General features: G+C 31.1%; 15 protein-coding genes. 11 read left to right on the top strand and 4 right to left on the bottom strand.

What is annotated here, in order from left to right; genetic code table 11:
* Window positions 1–170: 170 nt before the first annotated feature.
* Window positions 171–1,112 (bottom strand): magnesium transporter CorA family protein, encoded by a 942-nt coding sequence (locus JK636_RS03165; protein WP_202747377.1) that lies wholly within the window; start codon window positions 1,110–1,112, stop codon window positions 171–173.
* A gap of 185 nt (window positions 1,113–1,297) precedes the next feature.
* Window positions 1,298–2,488 (bottom strand): zinc-binding metallopeptidase family protein, encoded by a 1,191-nt coding sequence (locus JK636_RS03160; protein WP_202747376.1) that lies wholly within the window; start codon window positions 2,486–2,488, stop codon window positions 1,298–1,300.
* Window positions 2,489–2,677: 189 nt separating this feature from the next.
* Here JK636_RS03160 and JK636_RS03155 point away from each other — a divergent pair, with 189 nt between their 5' ends.
* Genes JK636_RS03155 through tmk form a run of 3 tightly spaced genes read left to right on the top strand, consistent with a single transcriptional unit; the run spans window position 2,678 to window position 4,898 of the window.
* On the top strand, window positions 2,678–2,890 hold the full coding sequence (locus JK636_RS03155) for a sigma factor G inhibitor Gin (RefSeq protein WP_202747375.1): 213 nt from the start codon (window positions 2,678–2,680) through the stop codon (window positions 2,888–2,890).
* Window positions 2,869–4,275, top strand: coding sequence for an aminotransferase class I/II-fold pyridoxal phosphate-dependent enzyme (locus JK636_RS03150; protein WP_202747374.1), 1,407 nt, complete (start codon window positions 2,869–2,871; stop codon window positions 4,273–4,275). The genes JK636_RS03155 and JK636_RS03150 overlap by 22 nt, the downstream gene beginning before the upstream one ends.
* 5 nt (window positions 4,276–4,280) lie before the next feature.
* Window positions 4,281–4,898 carry a dTMP kinase gene (tmk, locus tag JK636_RS03145; RefSeq protein WP_202747373.1) on the top strand — a complete coding sequence of 206 codons (618 nt, stop codon included), beginning with the start codon at window positions 4,281–4,283 and terminating at the stop codon, window positions 4,896–4,898.
* Window positions 4,899–4,968: 70 nt separating this feature from the next.
* Here the strand turns inward: tmk and JK636_RS03140 are convergent, their stop codons facing one another.
* The gene (locus JK636_RS03140; protein WP_202747372.1) at window positions 4,969–5,205 is read right to left on the bottom strand and encodes a hypothetical protein; all 237 of its coding nucleotides are present in this window, start codon (window positions 5,203–5,205) and stop codon (window positions 4,969–4,971) included.
* A gap of 210 nt (window positions 5,206–5,415) precedes the next feature.
* Here JK636_RS03140 and JK636_RS03135 point away from each other — a divergent pair, with 210 nt between their 5' ends.
* From JK636_RS03135 to JK636_RS03105, 7 genes are all read left to right on the top strand, one after another.
* Window positions 5,416–5,745, top strand: a complete 330-nt coding sequence (locus tag JK636_RS03135; protein WP_202747371.1) for a cyclic-di-AMP receptor — start codon at window positions 5,416–5,418, stop codon at window positions 5,743–5,745.
* Window positions 5,746–5,799: 54 nt separating this feature from the next.
* Window positions 5,800–6,747 (top strand): DNA polymerase III subunit delta', encoded by a 948-nt coding sequence (locus tag JK636_RS03130; protein WP_202747370.1) that lies wholly within the window; start codon window positions 5,800–5,802, stop codon window positions 6,745–6,747.
* An 83-nt stretch (window positions 6,748–6,830) separates the two neighbouring features.
* A complete protein-coding gene (locus JK636_RS03125) occupies window positions 6,831–7,742 on the top strand; it encodes a PSP1 domain-containing protein (RefSeq protein WP_202747369.1) in 912 nt (303 codons plus the stop codon).
* Window positions 7,743–7,756: 14 nt separating this feature from the next.
* Entirely contained in the window at window positions 7,757–7,960 is a 204-nt protein-coding gene (locus tag JK636_RS03120; protein ID WP_202747368.1) for a heavy-metal-associated domain-containing protein, read from the top strand.
* Between the two features lie 79 nt (window positions 7,961–8,039).
* Window positions 8,040–8,210, top strand: coding sequence for a DUF362 domain-containing protein (locus JK636_RS03115; protein WP_021654694.1), 171 nt, complete (start codon window positions 8,040–8,042; stop codon window positions 8,208–8,210).
* Window positions 8,211–8,364: 154 nt separating this feature from the next.
* On the top strand, window positions 8,365–9,990 hold the full coding sequence (locus JK636_RS03110; protein ID WP_202747367.1) for a methyl-accepting chemotaxis protein: 1,626 nt from the start codon (window positions 8,365–8,367) through the stop codon (window positions 9,988–9,990).
* A 101-nt stretch (window positions 9,991–10,091) separates the two neighbouring features.
* The gene (locus tag JK636_RS03105) at window positions 10,092–10,763 is read left to right on the top strand and encodes a DUF4867 family protein (RefSeq protein ID WP_202747366.1); all 672 of its coding nucleotides are present in this window, start codon (window positions 10,092–10,094) and stop codon (window positions 10,761–10,763) included.
* A 27-nt stretch (window positions 10,764–10,790) separates the two neighbouring features.
* On the opposite strand, the gene JK636_RS03100 is transcribed toward JK636_RS03105, so the two are convergent.
* The gene (locus JK636_RS03100) at window positions 10,791–11,711 is read right to left on the bottom strand and encodes a DUF7916 family protein (RefSeq protein ID WP_202747365.1); all 921 of its coding nucleotides are present in this window, start codon (window positions 11,709–11,711) and stop codon (window positions 10,791–10,793) included.
* A gap of 292 nt (window positions 11,712–12,003) precedes the next feature.
* Here JK636_RS03100 and JK636_RS03095 point away from each other — a divergent pair, with 292 nt between their 5' ends.
* Complete coding sequence (locus tag JK636_RS03095; protein ID WP_202747364.1) at window positions 12,004–12,483, top strand: PTS sugar transporter subunit IIA; 480 nt, start codon at window positions 12,004–12,006, stop codon at window positions 12,481–12,483.
* Window positions 12,484–12,485: the final 2 nt, after the last annotated feature.

Raw genomic sequence — 12,485 nt, 5'->3', positions numbered from 1 at the left:
ACACGAAGGTTAAGCTTTGAGATGTCGATGGTACTGCTCGGGAGACTGAGTGGAAGAGTAGAGAGTTGCTAGGTCAAAAATGCTAAGTATAAAACTTAGCATTTTTTATTTTTTGATTTTATATGCTTCAAATAGTTAAAAAAATAAGCACTAATTTAAGTGCTTATTTTTTAAAACATATCTTTTTTACCTAGAACAAAAGCAGCAACTAAAGCTATAGATACTATTATGGCTAAAATAATATAGAATCCATTAGGATTATTTGCAAATGGTACTAGAACATTCATACCAAATAACCCGCTAATCATAGTAGGTATAGCCATAACAATTGTTATGGAAGCTAAAAATTTCATTACCATATTTAAGTTGTTTGAAATAACAGATGCAAAGGCATCCATAGTTCCGCTCAAGATATTGCTATAGATTGTAGCCATTTCTATAGCCTGTTTATTTTCTATGATCACATCTTCAAGCACATCTTTATCCTCAGGGTATTTTTGCATTATCTCTAGTTTAAGCATTTTCTCAAGTGTAATTTCATTAGATTTTAATGAAGTTGAAAAGTAAACAAGGGATTTTTCAAGGGATAAAAGTTGAATTAACTCTTTATTTTTCATAGATTTATGAAGTTTTCTTTCAATCATTAAGCTCTTTTTATCAATTTGTCTTAAGTGAAGCAAATAATAAGTTGAAATTTTAAATAGTATTTGAAGAATAAACCTTGAACGTTTAAAAGTAAAGAAGGATTTAACCTTTCCCTCAACAAAGTCTGTAAGTATTTTACTGTTTTTTAGACATACAGTTATAATTTCCTTTTCAGTGTGTATTATTGCAAGAGGATATGTGTCATAGGTTAGCGAGTTAGCCTCCATTTCAGTGAAAGGAATATCCATAACAAAGAGTATGTTATTATCCTCAGTATCTATACGAGAAGTTTCCTCTTCATCGAGTGCTGCTCTTAAAAACTCTAAAGGAGCTCCAGTTTTTTTTGAAACTAGAAGTAATTCCTGATCAGAAGGTGCTACAATGTTAATCCAGCATCCAGGTTCAATATTATCAAGCTTTTGAAGCTCATGAGATGTTTCGTTAAAATTTTTGTATATAGAAATCATGATTATCCTCCAAGTAAAAAATGAATAATTAAGAATGAAGAATGAAAAATTGTTGAAGAAAGTTTATTAAGGATTATAAATTAATGCAATTTAGTAAAGTCCTTTGGACTTTCATCCAACATTCTTCATTCCTCATTATTCATTCTTAATTATATTATATCTGATTAGAGAATAAAGTCTATATTTTATAATACTTCACAAGGTGTTTCTTGATGATTTTTAATGTTTTCATAGAATTCAATTTTAACCTCCTGAAGAAGGTCTTCTTTTTCCAATAGGTCAAGTGCAGTCATAGCGAGTGCAGAAGATATTTTAAGAACTTTATCTTCTGCATATTTAGATACTGTTGCACGAGCAAAATCTATCGAGTTATATTTTATAGAAGAATCCTCAACTACTGAAACATAAGGGTGTATACAAGGGACAACATGGCTTACTGTTCCAAGACTTAAGCCAGAATAACTGTTTTTAGGCTCTACAGTATCAATAATGCCAATTTCTTTAAGGTTATGGGCAAAAATTCTTGACAGAGCATGATTAGGTATAAGTTCATCATATGGAAGTTCAGGCATTGTAATCTCATATTTTAGATTCATAATATTAGCAGTTGTATTTGCAAGTTCTTTAATCTTATTTTCAATTTCACAAGCTTCTGTCATTTTGGGAGCTCTTATATAAAACTTTAAATCTGATTGAGTAGGTATTTGATGACAAGACTCTCCATTAGTTATTTTTACATTATCTATATTGCAGCTTTTATTAAATCCGGTTTTTAAAAAACTAAGAGAGTTTACAATAAAATAGCATGCATCTAAAGAAGAATAAGTCCCATTATCTGACTTAATTGAAGGATTTTCGCTAGTGAACCTAATTTGCACAGGAAGAAGAGCCATAGATGTTCCTGTTTCAGCATTTTCTACATCAGGATGGGCCATAAGAACAACATCAATATCACTAAAAATACCCTGCTTTGTCATTGTAACTTTAGCACCGCTTACAAATTCACCTGGGCAGCCAAGTAAAATTATTGTACCTGTATTAAAGTTTTTAAGAACTTTTGATAAGGAAAGAGCAGCAGCTGTAGCCATAGCTGATATTAAGTTATGACCAGTTACATGACCTTCTTTAGTTGCAGCATCATATTCGCAAATAAAACATATTTTAGGATGACCGCTTCCAAGCTCTGCGTGGAAGGCAGTAGGTATATCTAAATAATTTTCTGTTACCTTGAAATTATTATCCTTAAGCATTTTTACTATGTAGTTATAAGCTTTATATTCATAAAAGCTTTCTTCAGGATTTTCATATAAATATTTTGAAAGATTGAATATGTCATCTTTAATTGTATAAAGATAGCTTAGCATTTCCTGTTTCATAATAGACCTCCGTAATTTAGAATGCAAATTATATATAATATTGTTTCCTCAAACTCCATAATATATTTGAACAAAGTTTAAATATTTATGTGGACAAAATAAAAGTGGACAATATACTGAATAAAATATATTAGAAGAGGCAAAAATTAGAATAAAATAAGCATGTACAGCAATTGACAGGGGGAAATTATGAAAAAACAAGCATGTATTATATGTAGGAAGCCTCTAAATAATGGTATAATTATAAACGGGAAAAGAATTTGTAAATGCTGCGAGGAAAGATTGATAAATTCCAATATGAATACAGATTTTTATGATTTCTATAAAGACTGTATAAAAAAGACAATAGTGCAAATTACACTAAAGGGAGAGGATACTCGTTGTCTAAATTACCACTTGTAGAGGGACTCTTAAGGTATACCAATGAAAATAATATTCCGTTTGCAATGCCAGGTCATAAAGGCGGCCAAGGATTTTTGAGTACAGATATAGGAAAGGAAATATACAGTAATATACTAAAAATAGATATTACAGAGGTTGATGGGGTAGATAATCTCCATAATCCAGATGGAATAATAAAGGAAGCAGAGGAGCTTTTAAGCAGATTCTATAAAAGTAGAAAGTCTTATTTCTTAGTGAATGGAAGCACAAGTGGAAATCTTGCTATGATTTTTTCAGCTTTTAGTGAAGGAGATAAAGTTATAGTTGAAAGAAATTGTCATAGAAGCATTTTTAATGGAATATTAATGCGGAAGCTGAAACCCATATATATAAGGAATAAAATTAGTAATAAGTTTAATGCTCCAATGTCAGTTGATATGGAGCATTTTTTAAGCTTAATTGAAGATAATAAAGATGCCAAGGGAATAATAATTACTTATCCTAATTATTATGGGGTATGCCCTGATTTAAAATTTATTATAAATGAAGCCCAAAAATATAATATGAAGGTGTTGGTGGATTCAGCTCATGGAGCTCACTTTGGTGTACATGATGCCTTACCTGAAAGTCCAGTAAAGCTTGGAGCAGATATGGTGGTTATGAGCTGCCATAAAACACTTTCCAGTCTTACTCAAACTGCATATCTTCATGTGGGTGAGAATGTAGATATAGAAAAAGTCGACTTTTATGTCAGCGCTTTTTTAAGTACAAGCCCTTCTTATATGTTAATGGCATCTATGGATTATGGAAGGTACTGGATAGAAGAGTATGGCAGGAAAGGTTATGAAGAACTAATAAAAATCGCAAATATATTTAGAAATAAAATAAACAAGCTTAAGTTTCTACATGTTTTAGATAGTGATGATATTTATAACATAGATTTAAGTCGGTATGTGATAAATCTTAATAAAGGACTCAGCGGTCACAAACTTCTAGAATATCTAAGAAGCAGAAAGATACAAGCTGAAATGAGTGATGCTTCAAATGTAGTTTTAATATTTTCACCTTTTAATAAGGAGCAAGATTTTGAAACCCTATATAAGGTGCTTAGCGAATGTAATGTGGAATTGCTGAAAGAGGAGCAAAGAATAATATATAAACTTCATATACCAAAGGCTGAGCTTATGCCTTGGCAGATTGTTGATATGAAAAAGAGAAGTGTTTTCATAAATGAAGCTGAAGGTAAGGTTTGCGGAAAAGCAGTTGTTCCATATCCCCCAGGAATTCCACTTGTAAATCCTGGAGAAATTATAGATAAAACTGCTTTAGATATGATAAGATATTATGTAGAAAATAAAGTAACTATACTTGGAATTGATAATGAACATATTACTGTGGTGGAGTGATAAAAATGAAAAAAGGATTATTAATTACTTTTGAAGGTCCGGATGGGTCAGGGAAGACTACTCAAATAGAATTGCTTAAAGCTTATTTAAGTAGAAAAGGGTTTGAAATAGTTTTTACAAGAGAACCTGGTGGAACTAAAATAAGTGAAAAGATTAGAAATATAATACTTGATAATGACAATAGCGAAATGGCGGATATGTGTGAAGCACTTTTATATGCAGCATCTCGTGCTCAGCTTGTTAATGAAGTTATTAAGCCTGCTTTAATGGAAGGAAAAATAGTCATCTGTGATAGATTTGTACAATCTTCAATTGTATATCAGGGGATAGGTAGAAATCTTGGGGCAGATAGAATAAAAAATATAAATGAAGCAGCTATTGATGGTTTGAAACCAGATATAACATTTTTGCTTACTATTCCTTTTGAAGAAGGATTGAAAAGGAAATCAAAGCAAAGATCTCTAGATAGACTAGAAAATAGTGGTGATGAATTTCATAAAAGAGTATATGAAGGTTATATGAGTTTAATTAATTCAGCAGATTACATAACAGCTATAGATGCTAATAGATCTTTAGAGGATATTCATAATCACATTGTAAAGATAATAAATGATTTAATATAAATTAAGAGCTCTTATAGAAAGCAGTCTGCTATCTATAGGAGCTCTTTTTAAGTATTAATCATTAGCAGATCTAGCAGCTTTCTTTGCATGGGCTGCAGCAGCTTAAGTAGAATAATGCAATTATGAACAGAATACCATTGTCGATTCCTTGATAGCCAGCATTACCGCTTCCTAACAAATTAGTACCATTATTAAATTGAAGAATAATAAGTATTAGTATGATTAGGTTAGATAAGCTAGGTTTTCTGGAACCAAACCCTAAACCATCCATTAGTCCATAATTGTTTTCACAGCATTTTTTGCTCATAAGAAACCCTCCTTTTTATACTTTGTCTGACTCAACTTTAATCCTTAGCACCTTAATTTCAGTATATTCTCCAAAAGGTTTTTGGTGAATTAATATGTAATAAAATTATATTAATTAATATCAATGAAATCTTTACAATTAAGTATTGCAAAAATTTAGAAAAAGATGTAAATTAGATATAATTAAACTATGTGATATGGAGGGAGTAAAATGAAACTTATAATTGCTATTGTTCAGGATGATGACGCAGGTGAACTTATTGATGTTTTAAATGACGATGGCTTTAGAGTTACAAAGCTTGCAACTACAGGAGGTTTTTTAAAAGCTGGAAATACTACCTTAATGATAGGTGTTGAAGCAGATAAGGTTGATAAGGTTCTTGGTGTAATAGAAGAAGTTTGCAAGACAAGAGATCAAGTTGTTACTTCACCTTCGCCAGTAGCAGGCTCCACAGGAGTATATGTTCCATATCCTGTTGAGGTTGAAGTTGGGGGAGCCACTATATTTGTTGTAGATGTAGATAAATTTATAAAAATATGATAAATTGTACTATAGGAAATGATTATATGGCAAAGTTATTAAGGAGCGGTAAACTTGAACTTTGAGAAAATAATAGGACATGAGAATATAAAAAATCAAATAAATACATCAATAATTTCGGGCATGTTTTCACATGCCCATCTTATTGTTGGTGAAGATGGAATTGGAAAAAGTTTAATTGCAAGAGGTATAGGACTTAAGCTTTTAGGTAAACCTTATGATAGAGAATATGCTGACCTTATAGAGTTTAAGGTTCCTGATAATAAGCAAACTATTGGTATAAAATATTTAGTTGAAGAAATAATAGATGAAATAAATAAAAAGCCTTATGAAGGTAATAGGAAAGTTATAATAATATATGAAGCAAATAAAATGACTGTGGATGCTCAGAATGCTTTTCTAAAAACAATAGAAGAACCACCTCAGGGGGTTTTTATTATTTTACTCTGTGAAAAACTAGAAAATATTTTAGAAACCATAAAGTCAAGATGTCAGATTCACAAACTTCAAAGACTCACATTAGATGAAATGGAAAAGTTTCTAAAGATAAAGTACAGCAATTTATCTATAAATGAAATCAAAGCTGTAACTGCTTTTAGCGATGGAATACCAGGAAGAGCAGAAAGATTTATCGAGGATGAAAGTTTTAAAGAAATAAGGAATACTTTACTTAGTATATTATTAAGTATGAATAATAAAAAACCAAGAGAATTTCTAAAATATGAAGATTTCTTTTTGAAATATAAAAATAACTGGCAGGAAACGCTAACTTGGTTGTTATCCTTTATTAGAGATATTTTAGTTTATAAAGAGACCGGTAAAGAAGAGTTAATTATAAATTTAGATAAGATTAACGAGCTAAAAGAATTAGCTTCCTTATTTTCTTTTAGTTCATTAAATGATATTATAGAAATAGTAAATAAAACAAGGCAGAAGTTAGAAAGAAATGTTAATCCATCACTTACATTCAGCACTATGCTGCTTAATTTTTTAGATATATAGATATTTTTATTGGTACCTAAAAGAAATAATATGTAAACTTGATTATATAGTTGAAGTTATTTCCTTATATTATAGGAGGCATTATGGTAAAAGTTGCAGGTATTCGTTTTAAAAAAGCTGGAAAAATATATTATTTTGATCCTGGTGATTTAGATATTCAAAAGGGTGAAAGTGTAATAGTAGAGACAGCTAGGGGTATAGAATTTGGTGAGTGTGTTACTGGCACTAAATTCATTAATGACGAAGATATTGTTTCACCTCTTAAGAGTGTTATTAGAAAAGCTACAGAAGAGGATGAAACTCAACATAAAGAAAACAAGATAAAGGAACAGGAAGCTTTTAGGATTTGTATTGAAAAGATTCAAGAACATAAGCTTGTTATGAAGCTTATAGATGTAGAATATACTTTTGATAATAATAAAGTTATATTTTATTTCACTGCAGATGGAAGAGTTGACTTTAGAGAGCTAGTAAAAGACTTGGCTACTATTTTTAGAACAAGAATAGAACTAAGGCAAATTGGAGTAAGAGATGAGTCAAAAATGGTTGGAGGTCTTGGCCCTTGCGGAAGACCTTTATGCTGTTCAAGCTTTTTGGGAGATTTCGTTCCTGTATCTATAAAAATGGCTAAAGAACAGAATTTATCTTTGAATCCTACTAAAATTTCGGGTATTTGTGGGAGACTTATGTGCTGCTTAAATTATGAGCAGGAGACCTATGAAGATATTAGAAAAAGGCTTCCAAGAGTAGGTTCTGTAGTGGATACAGAAGATGGAAAAGGAGAGGTTGTTTCTAATAGTGTTGTTAAAGAATTAGTTAAAGTTAAAATAAAGCCAAAAGATGGAGAAGAAATAATTAGAGATTATAGTATTGAAAAGGTAACTTTAGTTTCTGGCGGTTATGAAGGAATAATTGATGAAGAAGAAATAGAAATAGAAATTCAAGACGTAGATGTAGATGTTAAAGAAATAAAGGAATTATTTAAAGAAAACTAGGGGGTTCCATCTCAATGAAGTCAGTAATTAAAATTGCAAATATGAAAAGCTTAGAAGATGTTAATAGTATTAGGGAGGCTATATCTATGAATCAAGGAGTTATAGCCTGCCAAATTAATAAAGAGAAGCAGGAAGTAAATGTTGTATATGATAAGTATTTCTTAAATGAAGATAAGCTTATTCAATGCCTTGAGGATTTAGGGTATACTGTTCTATAAAAATATCTTTGAAAATATTTTAAATAGTGGTAAAATAAGAATGGACAATCCATATTAAAATATTTAGGAGGAGTATACTATGGCATACAAAATTACTGATGCTTGCATAAGCTGCGGTGCATGTGCTGCTGAATGCCCAGTTAGCTGTATAAGCGAAGGAGATAGCATATTTGTAATAGATGCAGATAACTGCATTGATTGTGGAAATTGCGCTAATGTTTGCCCAGTAGGAGCACCTGTTCAAGAGTAATCTTACTAAAAAGACCGTTATTTAACGGTCTTTTTATTTTTTTAAATTAACGTATTATTTACTATTTATATATTGAGTTTATATTGTAATAAGGGTAGAATTAAACTTATTTGATTTGTTGGAAAGCATGAGTTTTTACGGAGGAAAAGGGAAAATGAAAACAATAAGAAGAAAATTGACAGTAAGTTATTTGGGATTAGCACTTTTATGTATTATCGGTACTACAGGACTTATAGCAAGTCAGCTTATCGGCAGTATGGGAGATCAGCTTCAGAAGCAAAATAGTGCATTAGCCATGCAAATAGCTGATGGACTTAGAGGTTTTAATGCTTCAAGCAATGATAAAGTCCAGGAGTTTTTGGAAAGAACTAAAGGTCATCAAGATTCAATAGCATTTATAAATGTAATTGATAAGGATAACAAGATAATTGCAAGTAGTGACAAAACAAAAGTTGGACAAGATGGTGATAGTAAGACAAAAAAGGTTATTACGGAAGGAAAAGATACATCGGAGCTTTCAGCAGATAGTAATAAAGAAAATATACTCCAAGTAATAATACCAGTTCAGGGAGAAAGTTTTGGTAATGGAGCATTATCTGTTGGAATATCAGTAAATTTAGATTCAAAGGGAATATTACTTAAATCTCTAAGATTTCTTATATTTATATTATTAATAGCAATAGCAATTTCTTATATTGAAGCTAATAGACTTTCAAAGCCAATAAAGATGATGACTAAAACAATACAGCAAGTGGCAAAAGGAGACTTTAGCGTTAAGTTTAAGGTTAATACTAAAGATGAAATTTCTATTTTAGCTGATGCAATGAATTCAACTATAGCTTCAATTAGAGATATGGTAGCAAATATAAAAGCTTCATCCGACAAGTTAAGCTCGGTTTCACAAAACTTGGCGGCCTCTACAGAACAAGTAGCTGCTTCAAGTAATGGAGTGGCTCAGGCAATAGAAGAAGTTGCGATTGGGGCTTCAAAGCAGTCTGAAAGTATTTCTGATACAGTAAATATGCTTGAAAACTTTGGTGTAACTCTAGATGAAGTTAATAATAAGCTTCAAAATGTGACAGATGGAGGAGCTAAAATAAAGATTGCTGCAGATAATGGTTCAGATAAAATAGAATTGCTTATAAAGTCTATTAATGATGTAACTAGCAGTTTTAAATATGTTATTGAAAAGTTATCTTTATTAGATAGCAGTGTAGGACAAATTACTACCATAACAGATGTAATAAATGCTGTAGCAGAGCAAACTAATTTATTAGCATTAAATGCTGCTATCGAAGCTGCTCGCGCAGGAGAAGTTGGAAGGGGCTTTGCAGTAGTTGCTGATGAGATAAGAAAGCTTGCAGAGCAAGTATTAGATTCCTCTAAAGGAATAGCACAATTGGTTGATAGAATCACTGATGAGGCTAAGGATGCATCTTCTACTGCACAGGCTGTATCAAATAAAATGCTTAGTCAAGGTGAAGATGTTAGTAAAACTGTTATTTCTCTCAAAGAAATAATAAGAGAAGTGGATAGCATTGTTCCTCAAATAAAAGAAGTTAATGGTGCTTTAAGCAGTGTAGTAGTATCTAAAAATAATGTTATTAAAAAGGTTGAAGATGTTGCATTAGTTTCTGAAGAGGTTTCTGCTTCATCAGAAGAAATAACTTCTTCAGTAGAAGAGCAAAATGCTTCAGTAGAAGAGATTACAATATCAGCTAATGATTTAGCTGATATGTCTAAGGATATGCTTGAAGGTATAGAAAAATATAAAATATAGATAAACTGCTGCATATAAATTTTATGCAGCAGTATTTATTTGAATTAAATTAATTACTCTTTGGAAATAATAATGTAATAAAAATACAAAGAGGTAGTGCAATGACTTTAAATCAATTGAGAAAGATAAATAAGCATATTAGAATTAAAGGTATTACTAATCTAGCCTTTAGAAAATATGGAAAAATAGTAACCGGTTATGATTTTACAGAAATGATTAAATATATTGAAGAAAAAACCCCAGTACCAGAAGAAGGAGTTGTCTGTGTTCCATCAGCTGAAGCCTTAGAAAGCACGGAAGTATTTAAAAAGCTCACAAGTAAGTATTTCGGCTGGATGCCTATTCAAGCTGGATATTGTAATGGGATGAATTCTAAATTGAATTATTTAGGAAATCATAAAAGTAATAAAATAATTGTTGCTATAACAGATATGATAATTTTTATTGGAAAACTTCAAGATATTTTAGAAGACCAGTATGATATAAAAAAAGTAGAAGCTTATTTTATCCCAGAAGGAGTAGCGGTTGAAATTTTCAGTACAACGTTACATTCATTACCTTGTAAAATGGAGATAGGTGGATTCAGATGTGGTGTAATATCGATAAAGGGAACTGAAGGATTGATAAACATCGAGGATATAGAAAAATATATGCTTGTAAGTAAAAATACATGGATTTTAGCACATGAAGAATACACTGAACTTAATAGTAGGTTTAAAGTTGGACTTATGGGGGAAAATCTTCAAGTATATATAGCAAAAAATGAGAAATGAATTTAAAGTATTCATTTCTCATTTTTATTACCTGTTAACTGACCTAGCCATTCGTGTATAAGTGTGTCTTTTCCCTTTAATTGAAATACTGTAATCCATGATGTTTTCAGGAATCGCGATACCTGCATACCCGGCATCACCAATATGATGTAGGTCTGTACCTGTCATCTTGCACATCAAGGCGATTTGTCGTATAGTTTGGCTGTCTGCTCCTTCTTGTGAGGTACCTATAGCTGTAAGAGCAAGTTTTCCTTTACTGTGTATAAAGGTAACAAGTTCTTTTATATACTCAACAGTTATTCCTGGAACTGTTCCAGGGGCAGGGAGAAGTATAATATCCGCTCCTGAATTAATAAAATCTATAATATCATCCTTGGTAATAATATTTTCTCCTGCTTCATGTAAGGAACCAGCAGCGTGCATTTTTCCTGCAGCTAGTATGAGCTTGTCACCTAAGGATTTGCTTATTTCTTTCAAAGTGCTTATTATTTCTTTATTAGATACTCCAGTACCTGGGTTGCCTGTAAGAAGTATTATATTTACACCCATTTCATAGGCTTTTTTTGCAGTTTCGATAGTAGCCTTTCTCCCATTTGAAATTTCTCTAATTTCGCCTATAGTTTGTTCATGAGAATCCACAGGCTCTAAGTTTATTCCTATTAGTCTTCCTGTTAGTTTTTTTATTTCCCTTACTATATTATGATTTTCAACTTGAGGTATTCCGTTAAATATAGGATTATATACATCAAAATAATTTAGTAAAAGTATATCAGATCCAAATGAACATGCTAATTCAGCGTTGCTTATATTAAAAAGTATTGGCTGAAATGCTCCTATAATCTCTGTAACCATGACTCTGCCTTCACTGGCAGCTATAGATTCTAATATTTGATTTTTATCCATGGCATTAATATCTGAGCTGTTGCAATCAAGCAATCTTTTTGTCATATTAGATATCCTTCCTTTCAATTGTAAATTTTGATATAAATATGGTTGTTTACAGAATTTTATAACTTTTTGTTTTTTGTGTCAACAATAAAAAATATGTATTCCATGATTTTTAGTATAATTTGTATAATGCTTTCCATCATGTTGACATTGACATATAGTATGTAAGGTTTTATAATATTTAAGTAACGTGTTACTGTTAAATCAGGCATGAGTTTTATCGCTCATGCTTTTTTTGTTGTATATTGCAAATTAATTATACATAATATAGATTTATGAAGGAGGATATAAAATGTTTGGTTTTTTTAAAAAGAGTTTTAAGCTGATTGCACCGATTGATGGAAAGATACTTGATATTTCGGAGGTTCCAGATCAAGTGTTTGCGCAGAAGATGGCTGGTGATGGAGTTGCTATTGATACTACAGGAGATGTAGTAGTTGCACCAGCAGATGGAAATTTAAGTATGATATTTAAGACAAATCATGCCTTTGGAATAACATTGAGTAATGGGGCCGAGATATTAGTGCATATAGGGCTGGATACAGTTGCTTTAGAAGGAGCTGGTTTTGAAAGAATAGCTCAGGAAGGTCAGGATGTTAAAGCAGGGGATATAATTATAAAATTAAATAGAGATGAAATAATATCAAAAGGATATTCATTATTAACTCCAGTATTAATAACTAATCCAGACAATTTTAAGGAAATAGAAATGAATATTGGAGCACAAGTTAAGGCTGGACAGGATGAGGTTTTAACTTATAAAGCAAAATAGAT

Origin of the sequence: Clostridium rhizosphaerae, from assembly GCF_016765585.1 — a bacterium.
Taxonomy (GTDB): domain Bacteria; phylum Bacillota; class Clostridia; order Clostridiales; family Clostridiaceae; genus Clostridium_AT; species Clostridium_AT rhizosphaerae.
Note: the sequence above shows the minus strand (reverse complement) of the source record. Positions and strands in the feature narration are given on the sequence as shown.